Origin of the sequence: Bradyrhizobium sp. HKCCYLS20291 (assembly GCF_051167715.1) — a bacterium.
In the GTDB taxonomy this organism is placed as follows: domain Bacteria; phylum Pseudomonadota; class Alphaproteobacteria; order Rhizobiales; family Xanthobacteraceae; genus Bradyrhizobium.
On sequence record NZ_JBNPTO010000004.1, the window covers coordinates 437,466 to 458,348 of the forward strand.

Genomic DNA, 20,883 nt, shown 5'->3' on the forward strand with positions numbered 1-20,883 from the left:
ATCACATGCGGGGGCGCATCCTTGCGGCTGTCGCGACCTTGCTGCTCGGCGCCGCCGGCAGCCATGCCGACGAGACCGCGATCCGAAGCGGTTACGCGCTGAGTTCGGCGAGTTGCGGCGATGCACCGCTCGCGTTCCCCCGGCTGCAGATCGACATGAAGGCGGGCCTCTGCGCCGGACTGGTCGCGAGCCGTGACGACGGCCTGAAGTTTCCGCGCAGCATCGTCCAGATTCCGGGCAAGCCGCTGTTCGTCGTCGCCGACATGGGCGGCTGGGGCCATGAGGACGGCCGCCTGCTGATCCTCGATCCCGCCGCGCCCGCGGGCCAGCGCATCCGTGAGGCCGTCACCCGGCTGTCCTACCCGTTCGGTCTTGCCGTCGGTCCCGATGGCAAGCTCTACGCCTCGACCGACACCACCATCTTCCGCTTCGATCCACTGGCCGCCAATCCACGCGCGACGATCGAGACCATCATTCGCGACCTGCCCGGACGCAAGCTCACCCTGCCCGATGGCACGCGCATCCCCGAGAGCGCGCATCCGCTGAAGGCCTTCGCGTTCGACCGCGCTGGGCGATTGTTCGTCAACATCGGCTCGCACAGCGACAACTGCCTGTCGCCGGGGCCGATCACAAAACCCTGTGCCGTCGCCGAGGGCGCCTCGCCGCTGGCATCGATCTGGCTGTTCACGCCGCCCGCGAGCGGCGTCTTTCCGGCGTTGAAAAACGGCGACACGACACCGCCGCACGAGGTGTTCGCGCGCGGCCTGCGCAACTCGATGGCGCTGGCGCTGCATCCGCAGTTTCCCGATCCCGGCAGCGCCTTTCTGCAAGGCGAGAATGCGCGCGACCTGCAGGACGTCTTCGCCCCCAACGAAGAGCTCAATGCGGTCGCGAAAGGCGGCCACTATGGCTGGCCTTATTGCTACGATCTCGCGACGCCGAGTCCCGAGTTCAAGCGCGTGCTGCAGTCGGGCGCCTACAAGAACTTCTGCAACACGTCCGCGCTCTACAGGCAGCCCTGGTCGCTGCTGCCGCCGCATGGCGCGCCGCTCGGCATGCTCTACTACACCGGCGAGCGCTTCGCGGATCTGAAGGGCCGGCTGCTGGTCGGACTGCACGGCTATCGGCCGACCGGCAGCCGTCTGCTCGCCTACGAGGTCGACGAGCACGGCTTTCCGAAATTGAGCCCGGCGCCGGTCCGCTATCACGTGAGCTGCGCCGCCGAGCCGACGCGCGCCTTCCAGACCGCGACCGGTCCGGCGCCGGCCGCGGCCTTCGACGAGCTCATCTCCGGCTGGCATCGCGTCAACGGCATCCGGCCGCAAGGCGCGCCGGTCGGCATCACCATGTCCGACGACGGCGCGATCTGGCTGGTCGAGGACAAGAACCAGACCGTCATCCGCATCGACCGCGCCGACACTGCCGCCGCCGACCCCCTGCCCTGCGACACCAGGAGCAACGCGCTCATCGAGCGCCTGGCGGCCTTCGTCGAGAGCGACGGCGCGAGCAGCACGCGGCTGACCACCGTGCGCAAGAACCTGATCGAGAAGCACTGCATCGGCTGCCATTCCGATTTCGGTCTCAAGGCAGGACAGTCGGAATTGGACAAGGACCGCGCCGTGCTGCGCTTCATGCTGGCGCAGGACGGCTGGGTCACTCCGGGCGATCCCGATTCGGGCCGGCTGCGGCAGCGATTGCGCGGCCTCGGCGCCGAACGACCAATGCCTCCGGGCGCCAATCTGATCAACACGGAACCAGGCTACACCAAGCTGCTTGACTTGGCCGACGCCCTCGTCGCGCGCATGGTCCCGGGAACCCGCATGCGCGTGAAACCGGGCGGCCCGCCGCATCGCAAGTTCTTCGCCGCCGACGGCCGCGAATGCGGCGACATTCCGTTCGGCAAGGTCGTCGTGGTGACCGAAAGGTCTGCCGTCAATAAGCCCGGCTTCAGCCGTTTCTTCCGGCCGGCCGACACCTATCTCAACGGCACCTGCACGGACGACAATGGTTATTACATCCAACAGCAGTTCCTGGTGCCGCTCTGACGACGCGGTCGTGACCCCCGGGGTGGGCAAAGCAATCGCCGAAGGCGATGCGTGCCCACCGGCCACGGGCGCCGGTGCCCATGATGGTGGGCACGGCGCGCACGCGACCGCGTTTCGACTCAGGCAGCATTGCCTTGCGCCTTTGCCCACCCTACGCATCTCGCGCCTTGCGGCAGTTGCGCTCCTGCTGGCGAGTTCGCCTGCCCTCGCCGCACCAAAGCTGTTCGAGAGCACGCAGCTCACGCCCCCAGGCGAATACACCTTCGGCATCGAGGGCCCCGCGGTCGATCGCGACGGCAATCTCTATGTCGTCAATTTCGGCAAGCCCGGCACCATCGGCAGGCTCGCACCTGAAGCGGCGGCGTCGGAGAAATTCACCGAGCTGCCCGAGGGCAGCATCGGCAATGCGATCCGGATCGATGCCGGCGGCACCATGTACGTCGCCGACTACAAGAAGCACAACGTCTTCGCGATCGCACCCGGCACGACCGCGCCGAGCGTCGTCTTCCATGCCGACGACATGAGCCAGCCCAACGACATCACGCTGGCGCGCGACGGTGTGATCTATGCGAGCGATCCCAACTGGAAGGCGCGCAGCGGCCGGATCTGGCGCATCGCCAAGGGTGCCGACGGCACGATGCAGGGCGCGGCGATGATCGCGCCGCGCGCCATGGGCACCGCCAACGGCATCGACCTCAGCCCCGATGGGCGCACGCTCTATGTCGGCGAGTCCAACAGCGGCGAGCTTTGGTCCTACGCGATCGAGGGCGACGCGCTGACACGGCCGAAGCAGATCGCGAAATTCGAGCCGAACACGATCGACGGCCTGCGCACCGATGCCAGCGGCCGGCTGTTCGTCGCGCGCATCCTGAAAGGCAATATCGCCGTGCTCGGCCCCGACGGCCGCGTCATCCGGGAGATCGCGCTCAAGGCCAAGGAGCCGACCAACCTCGCCTTCGGCGGCAGCGACGGCAAGACCGTGTATGTGACGCAGCGCCAGGGCGGCTTCGTCGAGTCGTTTCGCACCGATGTCGAAGGACGCGAGCATTGCCTGCAGCGACGAGCATGCTGAACCCTGCAAGCCACCGAGAGACTTCCCTCGATCAGAGCCGCCCGCCAGCGCGAGCGCGTGATATCAGCCACCGAAATCCGCGTGAGTGAAACGGCAGCACGGCTTTCAGATAGGCGACGCCAAACGCGTTGTGGGCATCACATACCGTCGAGATGACCATGCGGGCTTGCCGCATGGGATCGTCGCGCAAGAGGGACACCCGAAAGTCGAGATGCGCGTTGTTGCGCCCGACAATGAGCTCATCCGGCGTGTGGGCGAAGATCGTCCACCCGAGCAGGCTTTCGCCTTCCGCGTAGTCGGACTTCCGCGCGACCAAGAGAAGATCGCGGCTGCTGGTCACCTCCAACCCGAACGGGGCCACGAGCGCGTTGCGGACGATGAGGATCGCCTTCAACCATCCGGGCCGGTGACCGAAAATGGCGAAGAAGGCGTCGACGGGACACACATCAGGACGACTGAGATCGACGGCGATCGACTCGCGATAATTACATCGCAACAGCAACGCCTGATCGATCAGCGATACGATCGGAAACGATGTTTCCTGGATCGCGGTCGGGGATCGTCCATATCGCATCGGTCTCGTTCCCCGACGTTTGCTGGCAGACTCATACAAGCAATCGCGTTGTGCCGATACAAGCATGCCGAACCGCCACCCATGGCGATTTGACGCGCCGCCACGTCGCGAGGCGCCGACCTCCGACATGACGGCCCGGCTATTTCAGCAGATCCGTCATGCTCAAACTGCCCGTCGTGCCAGTTTGTCGCACACCTCTTCACTTGCCCCGTCGGGCAAATCAGGCCGATGTTTCCGCACATCCCGGGCTCGTGAGAGGGGCGGATCGCGATCGTCACGAACGTGGAGCCTGGGGAGCGGTGGGCGTATGGTGCTGCAGCGTGTTCAGTCGCGCCGACGAACAGCATCATGCGCACGGTGAAGTCGTGATGTCCTGACACCCCGACGCTGGTGTCAACCTGGCGCATACGATCGCGCTGGGGATGGTGGCCAGAAAGCCCGGCGCACCAGGGAGACCACGTATAAGTCGTAAAGCCATCGCGCAGGGAATGCCGGTTGACCGGCTTTGCCTGTGGTTCCTGCCGCCTGCATTTTTTTCGCAGGCGGGCCATGGGTGAGGCCCTCACCCGGCATTCCCTGCGCCCTCTTTGATCGGAGGGTCGAGCTATCGATCATGACTCGGGCACATGGTGTCGCGAGACCGCGGCCTCATACCCAGCGTCATGCCGTACAAGCGGGCATCCAGTACGCCGCGGCCTTTCCGTTCATCACCACTGCAGGTGGATACTGGATCGTCCGCTTTCGCTGACGATGACAGCGAGAAACCAATCAGATGCTGAGGTTGTGCAAATATCCAGCAACAAACACTACTGTCGTCCCGGACAAGCTGCGCCAACGCGACAGCGTTGGTGCGGCGCCGATCCGGGACCCATACTCCGCGGCGGGAGTGATATGCGATATGTTGCTAACAGCGTGCTTCCCAACAACCAGTTGGGGTTATGGGTCCCAGCGTTCGCCGGGACGACACCGGTTGTGAGGCAGGCAGCTTCCATCTCACGAGCGTCCGCGGAAGCGCACGAACGAAAGCTACCTTGTGAAACAACTACCGCCCGTACACCACCGGCGCGCGGCGGACGATGATCGGCGGCGGCAGGTCGCGCTGCCAGACGCGGCCGTCGTCGAACTGGATGCGCATGCCGTCGGGCGAATAGACCGCGCTTTCGTCACGGGCATCGATCCAGAGCCGGCTGTTGGGCGCATTCCAGTCCGGCCAGGCCTGCAGGGACTCGCCGGTCTCGGTGGTCAGGTTCACGGAATCACCGTTCTGGGTCACGAACGCCGGCGCGCCGATCATGCCGTCGCGGCACATCTGGATGCAGCGGTAGGTGCCGGTGAGGTTCGCGCTCGGCTGCGCCGAGGCAGCGCCGGCGACGCAGGCGCCGACGAGGCCAATCACGATTGCAATGCGCTTCATCTCGATCACTCCATTGCTCGATTGGGACAGCAAGCCCCCAGCCGGGCCCCTCGGGCGGATCAAGTGAGATACGGGAAAATTGTTCCGGCCGTTCCCGGCGATGGAACCGCGCTATTCGACCATCACGACGTCGACGGCGACGCCAAGCTTCTGCTTGGGCGAGCCGACGATGATGCCGTCGACCGGCGAGACGTCGGAGAAGTCGCGCCCGATGCCGAGAATGATGTGATCATTGCCGACCAGGAGATCATTGGTCGGATCGAAGCCGATCCAGCCGAGCGCCTCGCCACACCACAGCGACACCCAGGCGTGCGTCGCGTCGGCCCCCTGCAGCCGCTTTTGGCCTTCCGGCGGGATGGTGCGCAGATAGCCGCTGACATAGGCCGCCGGAAGACCGAGGCCGCGCAGGCCCGCGATCATCACATGGGCAAAGTCCTGGCAGACGCCATGACGATTGTCGAACACCTCGCGCAGCGGCGTCGAGATCACCGTCGCCTTCGGGTCGTAGCGAAACTCCGTGCGGATGCGCTGCATCAGGTCGGCCGCGCCCGCCAGGATGCCGGCATCGGGCGGAAAGCTGGCCGCTGCGTAGTCGGTCAGTGGCTCCAGCACCGGCACCAGCGCGCTGGCGAACACGTAGCCGATCGGCGACGACGGCCCGAGGCTGGTCGCTTCGAACGCCGCATCGCGCACGCTCTCCCAGGCGGCGCTTGCGGCGGTGCGCTCCGGCGGCTTGCGCGAGAGCTTCACGCGCGAGCGCGAATCGATGCGCAGATGCCGATGCTGCGTGTCGATGATGACGCTCTCGGTCAGCGTGCCGAAGAAGTCGCGCCGCGCGGTGCGCTCCGATGGGCGCGGCCGGATGTCGACGCTGTGGGAGATCAGCTCCTGCCCGTCGCCGCTCAGCGGCTCCAGCCGCAGCGAGCAGCGCGCGAAGCTGACCGCGCTCTCATACTCGTAGGTGGTGACATGGCGGATGTCGTAGATCACGCGAGGCCCGTCAGCTTTTCCGGCCGCGTCGCGTTCGGACCGTGCGGGAAGTAATGCTGGCCGATCGCCTCCGACAGATTGAGCAGGTCCTGCTCCAGCGCAAACAGCGTACGGCCGTCGAGATGCGCCGCCTCTGCTGCGGTCAGCCGCGCCCCGAGCGACACCGACAGCCGCTGCGGCCGCTCGATCAATCCGTTCTCCTTCAGCACCGGCAGGCCGGCGATGTGCTCGTTCAGCGTTTCGATCTGGAACGCGATCGAGCGCGGATTATACAGGTCGAGCACCACGAGATCGCGGATCGGCGCCAGCGACGGCCCGATCAGATAGCGCGAGCGATAGGTGATCTGGCAGTCGACCAGCGTGAGCAGGACGTCGAGATCCTCGGGCGTCGCCTCGTCATAGCCGAACTGGCGCGCGAAGCGCGCGGTGTTGATGGCGCGCTCGGCGCGGCGTCCCATATCGAGGAAGCGCCAGCCGGCGGCGCGGTTCATGTTCTCCTGGGCAAGGCCGGCGAAGGTCGCGAGCTTCTCGAGCGTCAGCTCGGCGATGCTGAGAATGGCATCCTCGTCCTCGGCCTCCTGCGCGAGCCGGCCCGGCATTTCGGTGATCACCTGCCAGGCGTCCGGCGACAGCCGCTCGCGCAGCGAGGTCGCGGTGCGCTGGGCCGACCGCAGCAGCGACACGGCGGAGCCGAACTGCTCCTCGGACTGCAAGGCCTCGGCCGCGACCTGCGGCCCCTTGGTCCGCGAGGTCTGCTCGATCGCGCCCCATGCCAGCAGCAGCCGCTGGATGCGCTCGGCAGTGTTGAGCTGTGCCGGCGAGCCCTTGCCGGGATCACGGTGCTGAGCCGCGAGCGCGCGGATCAGCCGCACGGTCGCCTCGGCGCGCTCCAGGTAGCGGCCGAGCCAGAACAGATTGTCGGCCGCGCGGCTCGGCAGCACGCCGGCGATGCGGCGGATGCGCACGTTATCGGAGCCCGGCAGCAGGCTGCGCGCCGCCACCGCCTTGTCGGCGACGACCCAGACATCGGCCGCCCGCACGCCGTCGCCCATCGACACCGCGCGCGCGTCGGGCTCGTCGGCGATGCGACAGAAGCCGCCGGGCATCACGGTCCAGCCGTCGGGAGTGGCCGCAGCAAACACGCGCAGCACGAACGGCCGCGGCTTGATCCGCCCGTCCTGCCAGACCGGCGTGGTCGACAGCCGCACGACCTCCTGCCCGACATAGTCGATGCCGCGCTGGGCGACCGCGTTGCGCAGCCGCTCGCGCTCGGCGGCCGAAAGCTCGCTCGTCAGCACCGGACCGGTCTCGGCAAAGCCCGGCACGGCGCGGCCATAGGCGCCCTCGATGGCGAACTCATCGAACCGCGACAGCACCTCGTCGCGCGCCGATTTCTGGCCGCACCACCAGGTCGCGATATGCGGGATCTTGAGATCCTCGCCGAGCACGCGGCGGCACAGGCTCGGCAGGAAGCCGAGCAGCGCGCGCGCTTCGAGCACGCCGGAGCCCGGCATGTTGGCGAGCACGACGCCGCCCTTGCGAACGACGTCCATCAGCCCGGCGACGCCGAGCCGCGAGGCCGCATCAAGTTCGAGCGGATCGAGCGAGTTGGAATCGAGCCGGCGCAGCAGCACGTCGAGGCGCTTCAGCCCGGCAACGGTGCGGATGTGCACGCGGTCGCCGCTGACCGCGAGGTCGTCGCCCTCGACCAGCAGGAAGCCGAGATAGCGCGCCAAGGTCGCGTGCTCGAAATAGGTCTCGCTGAAGGTGCCCGGGGTGAGCACGCCGATGCGCGGCTCGTCGCGATCGGCGCTGGCGCGCAGCGCGTCGCGAAACGCCTCGAAGAACGGCGCCAGCCGCTCGACATTCATCGACTTGTAGATCGACGAGAACGCGCGCGACAGCACCAGCCGGTTTTCGAGCGCATAGCCCATGCCGGACGGCGCCTGCGTCCGATCGCTGAGCACCCACCAGCGGCCGTCAGGACCGCGGCCGATGTCGGCGGCGTAGAGGCTGAGAAAGCGTCCGCCCGGCGGTTTGACGCCGCAGACCGGACGCAGATATTCGCTCGATCCGGCCACCGCGGCCGCCGGCAGCGCGCCGCTCGCGATCAGACGCCCCTCGCCGTAAATGTCCTGAAGGACGTGTTCGAGCAACTCGGCGCGTTGAGCGATGCCTTGCGACAGCTGCGCCCACTCGGCCTCGTCGATCAGCAGCGGCAGGTGGCTGAGCGGCCAGGAACGCTCGGCATTGTCGCCGGGCGAGCGGTAGGTGACGCCGGCCTCGCGCAGATGGCGATCGGCCGAGGCGAAACGGCGGTCGATGTCGGTCGGCGCCAGCGCGGCGAAAGTGTCGGCAAACCGGGTCCAGACCGGGCGCGGCTCGCCATCCGCGGCGATGAACTCGTCGGGGATTCCCGGCAGCCGGGCATAGTCACGCGCCCATTGCGCGACACGGCGCAACGCTGGGCGGGCCGTCACGGGCTGACCGGCGGGTCTTGCTCCCTGGTCCTTGCCGCTCGGGCCGTCCATTCCTCGATCCTCCGCACCAACGCGCCCCCATCAATGCAGGAGCGGCCTGCGCAAGTCGAGCGTCATCGGGAATTCATTTGTGCGTTCCTCCGGCGGCAGTGCGATTCGTCCGGGAGTGTGGCCGTGATCCTGGAATCGCGCGAGCCGCCGCGCCTCCGCCTCGTAGGAGTTGATCGGCTTGGTGTCGTAGTTGCGTCCGCCGGGATGCGCCACGTTATAGACGCAGCCGCCGAGCGAGCGGCCGTTCCAGGTGTCGATCAGGTCGAAGGTCAGCGGCGAATGCACCGGAATGGTCGGGTGCAGGCCGGACGCCGGTTGCCAGGCCTTGAAGCGCACCGCCGCGACCGCCTCGGCCGAGCGCCCCGTCAAGGTCATTGGCATTCTCCTACCATTGCAGGTGATGAGATGACGGCCCTCGACGAAGCCTTCAGCCTTCACCTGAAGCCGCTCGACCGAGCTGTCGACATAGCGCACGGTGCCGCCCGCCGCGCCCTCCTCGCCCAGCACGTGCCAGGGCTCCAGCGCTTGGCGCAGCTCCAGGGTCACGCCGCCATGCTGCACCCGGCCGAAGGTCGGAAAACGGAACTCGAGCTGGGCCTGGTACCATTCCGGCGAGAAGTCGTAGCCGGACGAGCGGAGCTCATCCAGCACATCAAGAAAGTCTTCCCAGATGAAGTGCGGCAGCATGAAGCGGTCATGCAGCGCCGTGCCCCAGCGCACGAACTTGCCCTCCTGCGGCTCGCGCCACAGCTTGGCGATCAGCGCGCGGATCAGCAGCTGCTGCGCCAGCGACATGCGCGGATCGGGCGGCATTTCGAGCGCGCGGAATTCGACCAGGCCGAGACGACCGGTCGGCCCCTCCGGCGAATACAGCTTGTCGATGCAGATCTCCGAGCGATGGGTGTTGCCAGTGATGTCGACCAGGAGATGCCTGAAGAGACGATCGACCAGCCACCGCGGCACGCTTTGTCCTGGGAACGGCACGTTGGCGAGCGCGATTTCGAGCTCATACAGGCTGTCGTGCCGGGCCTCGTCGATGCGCGGGGCCTGGCTGGTCGGCCCGATGAACATGCCGGAGAACAAATAAGACAGCGCCGGATGCCGCTGCCAGTACAGCACGAGGCTCTTCAGCAGGTCGGGCCGGCGCAGGAATGGCGAGTCCGGCGGCGACGAGCCGCCGACCACGACGTGATTGCCGCCGCCGGTGCCGGTGTGACGGCCGTCGATCAGGAAGCGGTTGGCGCCGAGCCGCACCTTGGCGGCGTCCTCATAAAGGCCGAAGGTGATGTCGACCGCCTGCCGCCAGCTCTGGGCAGGCTGGATGTTGACTTCGATCACGCCCGGATCCGGCGTCACCTTGATGACTTCGATGCGCGGATCGAACGGCGGCGCATAACCTTCGACATGCACCTTGAGCTGCATCGCCTCGGCCGTCGCTTCAACCGTTGCGACCAACTCCAGGTAATCCTCGATGTTTTCCACCGGCGGCATGAACACGCAGAGAATGCCGTCGCGGATCTCGACCGACAGCGCGGTGCGGACGCCGAGCCCGCCCCAGTACTGATACTGCACGTCCTGCTGCGGCTGCGGCGCGCGCTCGAGCGCCTTCAACGGCGGCACCTGCGGCACGATCACCGGACGCCCTTGGGTGTAGAGCGGCAGCGGCCCGCGCTCCTCCATCGGATCCTGCTCGTGAATATACGGGAAATCTTCCGGCGGAATGTAGGCCAGCGAATTGATCGGCAGCCGCAGGCCGAGCGGCGAATCGCCGGGAATCAGGAACAACCGCTTGCGCCGGAGACCCCAGCGCTCGCTGCGCCAGCGGCTCGGCCTTGCATTCCAGCGCTGGATCGGCAGCACGAAGCCGCGCGGGATATGCAGTCCTTCGTCGAATACCCGCGCCATCCGTGCGCGCTCTTCCGGGTCGTCCAGCTTGGAATCGAGCGCGTCGACGTTTTCCGGGAGTGCCGCCTCCTTCTGCAGCCAATGCGCCGGATCTTCGAACGCCGGCAGCACGTAGTCCGCCTCGAGCCCGAGCGTTTCCGCCGTCGTGTCGAGAAAACGCTGCGCGTCGACGATCGTGGCTACACGGGGGCCATCCACGCTCGCGATCAGATCCGGATTGCGCCAGATCGGCTCGCCGTCCTTGCGCCAGTACAGTCCGAACGCCCAGCGCGGCAGACTCTCGCCCGGATACCATTTGCCTTGACCATAATGCAGCAGACCGCCGGGCGCGAAGCGCGACCGCAGGCGTCTGATCAGTTCGTCCGCCAGTCCGCGCTTGGCCGGGCCGACGGCGGCGGTGTTCCACTCCGCCGATTCCATGTCGTCGATCGACACGAAGGTCGGCTCACCGCCCATCGTCAGGCGGACGTCATTGGCCGCGAGATCGGCATCGACGGCCTCACCGAGCCGGTCGAGCTTGTCCCAGGACTCATCAGAAAAAGGTCGCGTGATCCGCGGCGCTTCGCGGATGCGCCTCACATTCATCTCGAAGGCGAACGCGACCTCCGCAAATCCGGCACTGCCGCTGATCGGCGCGGCCGAGTGATAATGTGGCGTCGCTGCGACCGGGATATGCCCCTCGCCCGCGAGCATGCCCGAGGTGACGTCGAAGCCGATCCATCCAGCACCGGGCAGATAGACCTCGGCCCAGGCATGCAGATCAGTGAAGTCACTCTCGACCTCGACCGGACCTTCCACCGGATCGATATCAGGACGCAGTTGAATCAAGTAGCCGGAGACGAAACGGGCGGCGAGGCCGAGATGCCGCAGCGTCTGGATCAACAGCCACGCCGAGTCGCGACAGGAGCCTGCGGCCGACGACAGTGTTTCCTCAGGCGTCTGAACACCCGGCTCCATCCGAATGATATAACGAATCTTTTTCTGCAACTGTGCATTGAGATCAACGAGATAGTTGACCGTGTTGTCGGCCTCGCGGGGAATCGACTTCAAATATTCCGCGAACAATGGTCCAGGCGCGATCGTTTCCAGATAGGGCGCGAGTTCCACCTTGAGACCGTCGGGATAGGCGAACGGAAAACTGTCGGCATACGGCTCGATAAAGAAGTCGAACGGGTTGATCACGGTCATCTGGGCGATGAAATCGACCTCGATTTTGAGTTCGTTCACCGTCTCAGGGAAAACATAGCGCGCCAGCCAGTTACCCTGCGGGTCCTGCTGCCAATTCACGAAATGATTAGGCGGCGTGACCTTGAGCGAATAGCTCAGCACGGGCGTCCTGGTATGTGGTGCAGGACGCAGGCGGATGGTTTGCGGGCCCAGGGCGACCGGACGATCATACTTGTAATGAGTGACGTGATGTAATGCGACGTAGATTGACACGTGGGTTCAGCGCTCCAGCAACTTTTTTGAGCAGAACATTGCCATGCTCAGGGATCAAGCACTAACAAAGGGCAGAGCTGCCTATTGAACAATCCTAAGCCCGGAACACGGCATTCAGTCCGGGTTTACGTCTATCAGGCCTCGATCATGTGCCTCGGACTGCACGCAGTGGTCGTCTTTCCGGCGGACGCCCGCCCCATTCCGGGCTCGCAACAAGAACGAGAGCAGAACAAACAAGCCGTGGCGCCCCACTCCGGATAGTTGTCCACAGGCCATGCCGCAGACGCTCACAGAAGATTGACCAAGTTGGCAAAGCAGTGATTAACCCCTGTCAATGAACTAACACGAACTAATAGCGTTGCATTTGCCGCAATCGCTTGATAGCTCGACTACACGTGCTATTTAGAGCCCGCATTGCCCAAAGGAGAATCAAGTGGCGAAGACAGCTAAGAAGGCAGCTACCAAGAAGTTGGCGCGGAAACCCTACACCCCGGCCGACATCAAGCTGCTGAAGCAGCACTCGAAGTCCAAGACCCCGGTTGCCAAGATCGCCAAGGCGATGAAGCGGACCGAAGGCTCGCTCCGCCAGAAGGCTCTGGCGCTCGGCATCGGCCTGGGCCACCAGCGGTAAATTGCTCTGCGCCGCTGTCGCGCGCGCGTCAGCACGACCGGCCCACGGCGGCGCTCATCACCTGACATCTGATCTCAGTTGCGATCCAGTCTCAGCTACATCGCGATCTCAGCTGCGATCAGATGCCGGCGTGGAAACAGCCGGCAATACTATTCAACAGCCGAACAGCCGAGTTGGGCGAGCTACATCGTCGCCCCGATCACCCAGGGTGCGAACTCCGCCCCGCCGAAATCGAAGCTCTCGCTCTTGGTCGGCTGCCCCGAGGCGGTCTTCAGCATCAGTTCGAAAATCCGCTGACCGCACTCCTGCACCGTCTCCTCGCCGTCGAGGATGGTGCCGCAGTTGACGTCCATGTCGTCTTCCATCCGCTTGTACATGGGCGTGTTGGTCGCGAGCTTGATGGACGGCGCCGGCTTGCAGCCGAACACGCTGCCACGGCCGGTGGTGAAGCAGACGAGATTGGCGCCGCCGGCCACCTGCCCGGTCGCCGCGACCGGATCGTAGCCAGGCGTGTCCATGAACACGAAGCCCTTCCTGGTGACCGCTTCGGCATAATGCAGCACATCGACCAGATTGGTGCTGCCGGCCTTGGCCATCGCGCCGAGCGACTTCTCGAGAATGGTGGTGAGACCGCCGGCCTTGTTGCCCGGGCTGGGGTTGGCATTCATCTCCGCCCCCTCGCGCGCGGTATACTCCTCCCACCAGCGCATCAGGGAGACCAGCTTTTCGCCGACCTCGCGACTGACCGCCCGCCGCGTCAGCAGATGCTCGGCACCATAGGTCTCGGGCGTTTCGGACAGAATGACAGTGCCACCATGCCGCACCAGGAGATCGCTGGCGGCACCAAGCGCGGGATTGGCGGAGATGCCGGAATAGCCGTCGGAACCGCCGCATTGCAGAGCCACGGTCAGTTCGCTGGCCGGCACCGTCTCGCGCTTCACCTTGTTGGCGTCGGCGAGCGCCTCCTTGACGAACGCAATTCCGGCCTCGACGGTCTTGCGGCTGCCGCCGGCCTCCTGGATGTCCAACGCGCGCAACCGGCCGGCGAGCTTCTGCTCCTCCATCAGCCCGCCGATCTGATTGACCTCGCAGCCGAGCCCGAGGACGATCACCGCAGAGAAGTTCGCGTGCCGCGCGTAGCCGCCGAGGGTTCGCCGCAGCAGCTTGAGCGGCTCGTCCATCGTCATGCCGCAGCCGGTCTTGTGCGTGAGCGCGACGACGCCGTCGACATTGGCATAGTCGGCGAGCGGGTTGTCGCCGGTAAACGGATTCTTCTTGAAGACGTCGGCGACCACGCTCGCGACATGAGCGCTGCAGTTCACCGAGGTCAGAATACCGATGTAGTTGCGGGTCGCAACGCGACCGTCGGGGCGGCGAATGCCCTCGAAAGTTGCGGGGAGATCGAAATTGGGAGTCGGCTTGACGTCGGCGCCATAGGCGTAGTCCTTGGTGAAATCGCCCATCTCGCAGTTCTGCGTATGAACATGCTGACCCGGTGCGATCGGCACGGTGGCGAAGCCGATGATCTGACCGTAGCGACGGATCGGCTCGCCCTGCGCGATCGGGCGCACTGCGACTTTATGCCCCGCGGGAATACGGTCGACCGTGGTGACGCCATCGGCGACCGCGAGCCCGGGCGGCAGGCTCGCCCGCGCGATCAGCACGCTGTCCTCGGGATGAAGCCGGATGACGGGAGCGGGAGCCATGGCAGTCTCTTTCGTTTGGATAGATCAGTCGCGTGGAAATACGCGAATAGCGAGTGGCGAATAGGGTGAATCCCCTATTCGCTACTCCCTATTCGCAATTCGCGCCTTAGGCCTTGCCGCCGGAATCCTGCCGGGTCTGCGCAACCTGCTGACGGAGGTAGACCTGCATCAGACCGACCTCGTTCGACAGCGTCACCAGCTTGAAGCCCATGTTGATGGCACGGACCGCGCCTTCGGCGCCGCTGCAGTGGATGCCCGGATTGAGGCCGCGCTTGCCGCATTCCTTCACGATCTTCTCGTAGATCTTGAGGATCTCCGGCTCGTCACGGTCGAGCTTCGGCACCAGACCATAGGAGAAGCCGAGATCCGACGGGCCGATATAGACGCCGTCGATGCCCTCGACATCGAGGATGGCTTCCATGTTCTCGACCGCCGTCCTGGTCTCCATCATCGGCAGCAGCACGATCTCGTCGTTGGCCGTCTTCTGGTACTCGCCCGCGCCGCCATACATGCCCGAGCGGATCGGGCCGTTCGAGCGGACGCCCTTCGGCGGATATTTGGAGTAGGACACGAGGTTGCGCGCTTCCTGCGCCGTGTTGACCATCGGGCAGATCACGCCATAGGCGCCGCCATCGAGCACCTTGCCGATGATCCCCGGCTCGTTCCACGGCACGCGCACCATCGGGGTCACCGGATGGCCGTGCATCGCCTGGAAACATTGCACCATGGACAGATAGTCCTGCACACCGTGCTGCATGTCGACGGTGACGCTGTCGAAGCCGCACTGTGCGACGACCTCCGCGGAGAAGCCCGAGGGGATCGCGAGCCAGGCATTGACCACCGTCTTGCCTTCGGCCCAGAGCTGCTTGACCTTGTTGTTCGCCACGACTTCGTTTCCTTCCCTGGTTGTTCAGATCGATCTGACTTGTTGGAACTGGTTGTGACCGATGGCGTGACGCGATGCAATCCCGCCCGCCCTGCTTCCGGAGCGCTTTCCGCCGCCGGCCATCACACTGTGATCACGATGTCGCCCGCTGAATGCTCGCTTCGCTGACGCCGACTTCGCGGGCGGTATTCACGATCGCCGCCCAGGTGTCGTCCGGCAAGGGAACGCCGTTGGCCGTGCGCTCGGCCCGGGTCCTGCGCTCGGGATCGCCGGGCACCAGCACCTGCTCAACTCCGGCGCCTGGTTTCGTGGCCCGGATGAAATCGGTGTAGCGGGTGATCTCGCCATCGAAGACATCGGCGGGATCGACGACCTTGGGGTCAATGTAGATCGCCAGCATGCCATTGGCGAAGCGGCGATTCGCGGATGTCGCACCGGTGCCGGTCAAGGCGCCGCCGAGCAGCTCGCAAATGAAGGCGAGACCTGAGCCCTTATGCTCGCCGAACGCACGGATCGCTCCCGTTCCCTTGGTATGATCACGCGGCCCTTCCGTCTCATAAGGCCCATACAGCACCGCGGGATCCTCGCTGAGCGTGCCGTCGGCGTCGACCAGCGCGCCCTTGGGCAGCTTCTTGCCGCCGCGGCTGGCCACCAGCACCTTGCCTTCGGCAACGATCGAGGTCGCGAAATCGAGCACGATCGGATCCTGGCCATGGCGCGGAATACCGACACAATAAGGCGCCGTGGAGAACCGCTTTTCCACACCGCCAAACGGCGCCACCAGCAGTGAGCCTGCGGCGTTGACGAAATGAATCGAAACAAGCCCCTCGGCGGCAGCCATCTCGGCCCAGTCGCCGACGCGGCCGAGATGGCCGGAATTGCGCAACGCCAGAGCGGCCAGGCCGCTGCTCTTGCAGCGCTCGATGCCGATTTTCACGGCCTGCGGCGTGACGGTCTGTCCATACCCGAACTTGCCGTCGACCACCACCAGCGACGGGGTATCGACGACGATCTCCGCCGTCTGGTTGGGCACGACCGAGCCCATCTTCTGCCAGCGGATGTAGACCGGCACGCGGATCACGCCGTGGCTGTCGTGCCCGGTGAGGTTGGCGGTCGTCAGATAGGTGGCAATCCGGCGCGCCTCCTCCGGAGACGACTGGGCATGCTGGAATACGTCGGCAACGAAATCGATGAGGCGCTCGACCTTGATAGTGACCATGACAACTCGCGGGTTCGATCAGCATGCGAAAACAGAGTTAGCATGGATTGCCATGCCTGCGACGCACGCCATCTCCGCTCCAACGCATCGCTTCATATCAAACTGTTGAAGAGGCTGCCAAGCACGAGCGCCGTGACCGGGCTGAATTTGCGCACAGTTTGCACGTTGTCAGTCATCGCCGCCCTCGCCCGGCTCGAAATCGTCACCCATGCTGTCCTCGAGCTCCCCTAACATTTTGTGCAGCGCGGCAAGCTTACGTGCACCATAACGTGTGGCGATGGATGCGTAGATCGCCTCCGAGCTCGGCGCGACCTGCGCGATCAGCTTCAGGCCGCGGGGGGTGATCGACAACACGCCGCGGCGCATGTCGCGCGCGTCCACCTCGCGCTGGATCAGGCCGCGCGCCTCGAGATCGCGCAGGATGCGGGACAGGCTCGGACCGAGCAGGAACGCGACCCGCGCCAGCTCCGTCACCTCGATCACCTCGACCGCAGACAGCGCGCGCAGGATGCGCCATTGCTGCTCGGTCAATCCGTGCTGGCGCAAACTCGGGCGGAACTGCCGCATGACCGCTTCGCGCGCCCGCAGCAGAGCCATGGGGAGCGACTGCGAAAAGTCCCGCATCGGCACCTTGCGCGCATCCCTTGCCGTCGACCTGGCGCCTCTGGCCCTGGTCTCGCTCATTTCGTCACTCCCCGGCCGGCATCGAATATTTGCACTGCAACAAATCGCATTTCGGTTTGCCCGCGAAAACTTAACATGTTAATCATCGGCCGCCATCTGGTTTTTCCCGAGGGTTTGCCCATGCCCCTGTCGACCGAGCAGATTCACAGCTGCGCCCTGCGCCTGGATCAGGCCGAGAAGACCCGCCGTCAGATTCGGCAGCTCTCCCAGGACTATCCGGAGATCACGATAGCCGACGCCTATGCGATCCAGAAGGCATGGATCGACATCAAGGTCGGCGCGGGGCGGAGCATCAAGGGCCACAAGATCGGGCTGACATCGAAGGCGATGCAGAGCGCGCTCAACATCGACGAGCCGGATTCGGGCGCGCTGCTCGACGACATGTTCTTCAACGATGGCGGCATCGTCCCGCCCGGCCGCTTTATCGCGACGCGGATCGAGGCTGAGCTCGCCTTCGTGATGAAGCACCGGCTCTCCGGACCGGATTGCACATTGTTCGACGTGCTCAACGCGACCGACTTCGTTGTGCCGGCGCTGGAGATCCTGGATACGCGGATCGAGCGCGTCGATCCCGAGACCAAGGCCACCCGCAAGATCTTCGACACGATTGCCGACAATGCGGCAAACGCCGGCATCGTTCTCGGCGGCCGGCCGCTGCGGCCACTCGACGCCGACCTGCGCTGGATCGGCGCTCTCTGTTATAAGAACGGCCAGTTGGAGGAGACGGGACTTGCGGCCGGCGTGTTGAACAACCCGGCCGTGGCTGTCGCCTGGCTCGCCAACAAGATCGCGGCGCAGGGGCTCGCCCTGGAGCCGGGCCAGGTGGTTCTCGCAGGCTCGTTCATCCGGCCGATCGAGGCCCGTTCGGGCGACACCATTCAGGCCGACTACGGTCCCTACGGGACGGTGAGCTGCTACTTCGCCTGACGACAGACCGGAGCGCGCGACATGCCGCATTTCAGCATCGAATATTCCGCCAATCTCGACATCCGCGTCGACATGGCCGCGCTCTGCGAGGTCGTGCGCAAGGCTGCCGGCGAGACCGGAATCTTCCCGATCGGCGGCATCCGCGTGCGCGCCATCCGCTGCGAGCACTATGCGATCGCCGATGGCAAGACCGACTACGGCTTTGTCGCGATGCTGCTGCGGCTCGGCGAAGGCCGCGATCTGCCGGCACGCCAGAAGGCCGGCGAACACGTGTTCAAGGCGCTCTCAGCCTATCTCGAGCCGGTGTTCGCCGGCAGCAAATTCGCGCTGTCGTTCGACATGCAGATCAACGACGCCGCGACCAGCTGGAAACGCAACAACATCCACGACGCCCTGAAAGCCAAAACGCCCTGAAAGCGGAGGCATCCCATGGATAAGGCCACTCCCAAGACCGACGTCTACAAGGCCAATCTCGACCGTGCCGCTCCCCTGCTCGCCAGGCTGAAGGACGAGGGCGTCGGCCATTTCATCGACGGCAAGGTGGTGCCGGCGATCTCGGGCGCGACGTTCGAGACGCGGTCGCCGGTCGACGGCGCCGTGCTCGCCAACGTTGCGCGCGGCAATGCCGAGGACATCGATCGCGCCGCGACCTCAGCGGCGCTCGCCTTCAAGTCATGGCGCGACATGGCGCCGGCGATGCGGCGCAAGCTGTTGCACCGCGTCGCCGACGCGATCGAGGATCATGCCGACGACATTGCGGTGCTCGAATGCATCGATACCGGCCAGGCCTATCGCTTCATGGCGAAGGCTGCGATCCGCGCCGCCGAGAATTTCCGCTTCTTCGCCGACAAATGCACCGAGGCCCGCGACGGCCAGAGCACGCCGAGCGAAGAGCATTGGAACATCTCCACGCGGGTGCCGATCGGCCCCGTCGGCGTGATCACGCCCTGGAACACGCCCTTCATGCTGTCGACCTGGAAGATCGCGCCCGCGCTCGCGGCCGGCTGCACGGTCGTGCACAAGCCCGCGGAATGGTCGCCGATCACGGCGCTATGGCTGGCCAAGCTCGCCAAGGATGCCGGCATTCCCGACGGCGTGCTCAACACGGTCCATGGCTTCGGCGAAGACGCCGGCAAGGCGCTGACCGAGCATCCCGCCATCAAGGCGATCGGCTTCGTCGGCGAGAGCTCGACGGGATCGGCGATCATGGCCCAGGGCGCGCCGACGTTGAAACGCGTGCATTTCGAGCTCGGCGGCAAGAACCCGGTAATCGTGTTCGACGACGCCGATCTCGACCGCGCGCTGGATGCGGTCGTGTTCATGATCTACTCGCTCAACGGCGAGCGCTGCACCTCCTCCAGCCGACTGCTGGTACAGCAGAGCATCGTCGAGACGTTCACCGCCAAGCTCGCCGCGCGCGTGCGCGCGCTGAAGGTCGGCCATCCGCTCGATCCGGCGACCGAGATCGGGCCGCTGATCCACGAGCGGCATCTCGCCAAGGTCTGCTCCTATGCCGACATCGCGCGCGAGGACGGCGCGATCATCGCCGTCGGCGGCAAGCCGTTCGCCGGCCCGGGCGGCGGCCATTATGTCGAGCCGACGCTGGTGACCGGCGCGAGCCAGAGCATGCGCGTGGCGCAAGAGGAAGTATTTGGTCCGTTCCTCACCGTGATCCCGTTCCGCGACGAGGCCGAGGCGGTCGCGATCGCCAACGACGTGCAGTATGGCCTGACCGGCTATGTCTGGACCGGCGACATGGGCCGCGCGCTGCGCGTCGCTGACGCGCTGGAGGCCGGCATGATCTGGCTGAACTCGGAGAACGTGCGCCACCTGCCGACACCGTTCGGCGGCATGAAGGCGTCGGGCATCGGCCGCGACGGCGGCGACTATTCGTTCGACTTCTACATGGAGACCAAGCACGTCTCGCTGGCGCGCGGCACCCACAAGATCCAGCGGCTCGGCGCCTAGGAGAAACAGCCCATGACCTCCCCTCGCCTCGCTACCTATGCCGCCGATGGAACAGTCCGCTACGGGCTCGCGACCGACAAGGGTCTCGTCGATCTCTCGGCGCGCTTCGCCAAGGAGTATCCGACCCTGCGCGAGGTCATCGCAGCCGGCGCCTTGCCGCGGCTGATCGATGCCGGCACGGCGCTGTCGGCTGATCACGGCCTCGACACGATCACCTGGCAGCCGCCGATCCCTTCGCCTGAGAAGATCATCTGCATCGGCGTCAACTATCCCGACCGCAACGCCGAGTACAAGGACGGCCAGGACGCGCCGAAATATCCGTCGATGTTCATGCGCACGCCGCGCTCGTTCGTCGGCCACGAGACGCCGCTGGTACGCCCGCGCGCCTCGCCGCAGCTGGACTATGAAGGCGAGCTGGTGCTGATCATCGGCAAGGCCGGCCGGCACATTCCGGAAGCCACCGCGCTGGACCACGTCGCGGCGCTGACCTTGTGCAACGAAGGCACGATCCGCGACTGGGTGCGGCACGCCAAGTTCAACGTCACGCAGGGCAAGAACTTCGATTCCACCGGCAGCCTCGGGCCGTGGATCGTGCCCTACACCGACGAGAGCCAGATCGCCGACATCCGCCTGACCACGCGCGTCAATGGCGAGCTGCGCCAGGACGACCGGACGTCGCGGCTGATCTTCGGCTTCCGCTATCTCATCAACTACATCTCGACGTTCGCGACGCTGGTCCCCGGTGACGTGATCGTGACGGGCACGCCGACCGGCGCCGGTGCACGGTTCGATCCGCCGCGCTATCTCAAGCCCGGCGATGTCATCGAGATCGAGGCCGAAGGCGTCGGCACCCTGCGCAACGGCGTCGTCGACGAAGCTTAATAGAGACGG

General features: G+C 65.5%; 16 protein-coding genes. 7 read left to right on the plus strand and 9 right to left on the minus strand.

Features of this window, described 5'->3' with window-relative positions; all coding sequences use genetic code 11:
- Positions 1-5: 5 nt before the first annotated feature.
- Together ACQR07_RS12755 and ACQR07_RS12760 are read left to right on the plus strand one after the other, a co-directional pair.
- Positions 6-2,045: a PQQ-dependent sugar dehydrogenase gene (locus ACQR07_RS12755; protein ID WP_434902621.1), complete on the plus strand. Its 2,040-nt coding sequence runs from the start codon at positions 6-8 to the stop codon at positions 2,043-2,045.
- A gap of 142 nt (positions 2,046-2,187) precedes the next feature.
- On the plus strand, positions 2,188-3,117 hold the full coding sequence (locus ACQR07_RS12760; RefSeq protein WP_434902622.1) for an SMP-30/gluconolactonase/LRE family protein: 930 nt from the start codon (positions 2,188-2,190) through the stop codon (positions 3,115-3,117).
- Between the two features lie 31 nt (positions 3,118-3,148).
- Here the strand turns inward: ACQR07_RS12760 and ACQR07_RS12765 are convergent, their stop codons facing one another.
- From ACQR07_RS12765 to ACQR07_RS12785, 5 genes are all read right to left on the minus strand, one after another.
- Positions 3,149-3,820, minus strand: coding sequence for a DUF2867 domain-containing protein (locus ACQR07_RS12765; RefSeq protein ID WP_434902623.1), 672 nt, complete (start codon positions 3,818-3,820; stop codon positions 3,149-3,151).
- 913 nt (positions 3,821-4,733) lie between these two features.
- Positions 4,734-5,114: a hypothetical protein gene (locus tag ACQR07_RS12770; RefSeq protein ID WP_434902624.1), complete on the minus strand. Its 381-nt coding sequence runs from the start codon at positions 5,112-5,114 to the stop codon at positions 4,734-4,736.
- 102 nt (positions 5,115-5,216) lie between these two features.
- Positions 5,217-6,095, minus strand: coding sequence for a transglutaminase family protein (locus ACQR07_RS12775; protein WP_434902625.1), 879 nt, complete (start codon positions 6,093-6,095; stop codon positions 5,217-5,219).
- Positions 6,092-8,626 carry a circularly permuted type 2 ATP-grasp protein gene (locus ACQR07_RS12780; RefSeq protein ID WP_434902626.1) on the minus strand — a complete coding sequence of 845 codons (2,535 nt, stop codon included), beginning with the start codon at positions 8,624-8,626 and terminating at the stop codon, positions 6,092-6,094. The genes ACQR07_RS12775 and ACQR07_RS12780 overlap by 4 nt, the downstream gene beginning before the upstream one ends.
- A gap of 30 nt (positions 8,627-8,656) precedes the next feature.
- Positions 8,657-11,971, minus strand: coding sequence for a DUF2126 domain-containing protein (locus ACQR07_RS12785; RefSeq protein ID WP_434902627.1), 3,315 nt, complete (start codon positions 11,969-11,971; stop codon positions 8,657-8,659).
- 433 nt (positions 11,972-12,404) lie between these two features.
- On the opposite strand from ACQR07_RS12785, the gene ACQR07_RS12790 reads away from it, so the two are divergent.
- On the plus strand, positions 12,405-12,602 hold the full coding sequence (locus ACQR07_RS12790; RefSeq protein ID WP_008964013.1) for a hypothetical protein: 198 nt from the start codon (positions 12,405-12,407) through the stop codon (positions 12,600-12,602).
- Positions 12,603-12,784: 182 nt separating this feature from the next.
- On the opposite strand, the gene ACQR07_RS12795 is transcribed toward ACQR07_RS12790, so the two are convergent.
- From ACQR07_RS12795 to hpaR, 4 genes are all read right to left on the minus strand, one after another.
- Entirely contained in the window at positions 12,785-14,308 is a 1,524-nt protein-coding gene (locus ACQR07_RS12795; RefSeq protein WP_434902628.1) for a UxaA family hydrolase, read from the minus strand.
- Positions 14,309-14,414: 106 nt separating this feature from the next.
- Positions 14,415-15,194, minus strand: coding sequence for an HpcH/HpaI aldolase family protein (locus ACQR07_RS12800; protein WP_434902629.1), 780 nt, complete (start codon positions 15,192-15,194; stop codon positions 14,415-14,417).
- A gap of 133 nt (positions 15,195-15,327) precedes the next feature.
- Positions 15,328-16,413 carry a malate/lactate/ureidoglycolate dehydrogenase gene (locus tag ACQR07_RS12805; protein WP_434902630.1) on the minus strand — a complete coding sequence of 362 codons (1,086 nt, stop codon included), beginning with the start codon at positions 16,411-16,413 and terminating at the stop codon, positions 15,328-15,330.
- Positions 16,414-16,581: 168 nt separating this feature from the next.
- Positions 16,582-17,097, minus strand: a complete 516-nt coding sequence (hpaR, locus tag ACQR07_RS12810) for a homoprotocatechuate degradation operon regulator HpaR (RefSeq protein ID WP_434902631.1) — start codon at positions 17,095-17,097, stop codon at positions 16,582-16,584.
- A gap of 120 nt (positions 17,098-17,217) precedes the next feature.
- Here hpaR and hpaH point away from each other — a divergent pair, with 120 nt between their 5' ends.
- From hpaH to ACQR07_RS12830, 4 genes are read left to right on the plus strand one after another with little or no spacing between them, the layout of a single operon-like run.
- Positions 17,218-18,024: a 2-oxo-hept-4-ene-1,7-dioate hydratase gene (gene hpaH / locus ACQR07_RS12815; protein WP_434902632.1), complete on the plus strand. Its 807-nt coding sequence runs from the start codon at positions 17,218-17,220 to the stop codon at positions 18,022-18,024.
- A gap of 21 nt (positions 18,025-18,045) precedes the next feature.
- Positions 18,046-18,438, plus strand: a complete 393-nt coding sequence (locus ACQR07_RS12820; protein ID WP_434902633.1) for a 5-carboxymethyl-2-hydroxymuconate Delta-isomerase — start codon at positions 18,046-18,048, stop codon at positions 18,436-18,438.
- Between the two features lie 15 nt (positions 18,439-18,453).
- On the plus strand, positions 18,454-19,992 hold the full coding sequence (gene hpaE / locus ACQR07_RS12825) for a 5-carboxymethyl-2-hydroxymuconate semialdehyde dehydrogenase (protein WP_434902634.1): 1,539 nt from the start codon (positions 18,454-18,456) through the stop codon (positions 19,990-19,992).
- Between the two features lie 12 nt (positions 19,993-20,004).
- Positions 20,005-20,874, plus strand: coding sequence for a fumarylacetoacetate hydrolase family protein (locus ACQR07_RS12830; RefSeq protein ID WP_434902635.1), 870 nt, complete (start codon positions 20,005-20,007; stop codon positions 20,872-20,874).
- The last annotated feature ends 9 nt before the right edge of the window (positions 20,875-20,883 follow it).

Bases quoted from the DNA above. Each gene is read 5' to 3' on its own strand.
- ACQR07_RS12780 (WP_434902626.1), bottom strand. From the start codon at position 8,626: ATGGACGGCCCGAGCGGCAAGGACCAGGGAGCAAGACCCGCCGGTCAG.
- hpaR (WP_434902631.1), bottom strand. From the start codon at position 17,097: ATGAGCGAGACCAGGGCCAGAGGCGCCAGGTCGACGGCAAGGGATGCG.
- ACQR07_RS12755 (WP_434902621.1), top strand. From the start codon at position 6: ATGCGGGGGCGCATCCTTGCGGCTGTCGCGACCTTGCTGCTCGGCGCC.
- ACQR07_RS12765 (WP_434902623.1), bottom strand. From the start codon at position 3,820: ATGTCGGAGGTCGGCGCCTCGCGACGTGGCGGCGCGTCAAATCGCCAT.
- hpaH (WP_434902632.1), top strand. From the start codon at position 17,218: ATGCCCCTGTCGACCGAGCAGATTCACAGCTGCGCCCTGCGCCTGGAT.
- hpaE (WP_434902634.1), top strand. From the start codon at position 18,454: ATGGATAAGGCCACTCCCAAGACCGACGTCTACAAGGCCAATCTCGAC.
- ACQR07_RS12830 (WP_434902635.1), top strand. From the start codon at position 20,005: ATGACCTCCCCTCGCCTCGCTACCTATGCCGCCGATGGAACAGTCCGC.
- ACQR07_RS12805 (WP_434902630.1), bottom strand. From the start codon at position 16,413: ATGGTCACTATCAAGGTCGAGCGCCTCATCGATTTCGTTGCCGACGTA.
- ACQR07_RS12820 (WP_434902633.1), top strand. From the start codon at position 18,046: ATGCCGCATTTCAGCATCGAATATTCCGCCAATCTCGACATCCGCGTC.
- ACQR07_RS12795 (WP_434902628.1), bottom strand. From the start codon at position 14,308: ATGGCTCCCGCTCCCGTCATCCGGCTTCATCCCGAGGACAGCGTGCTG.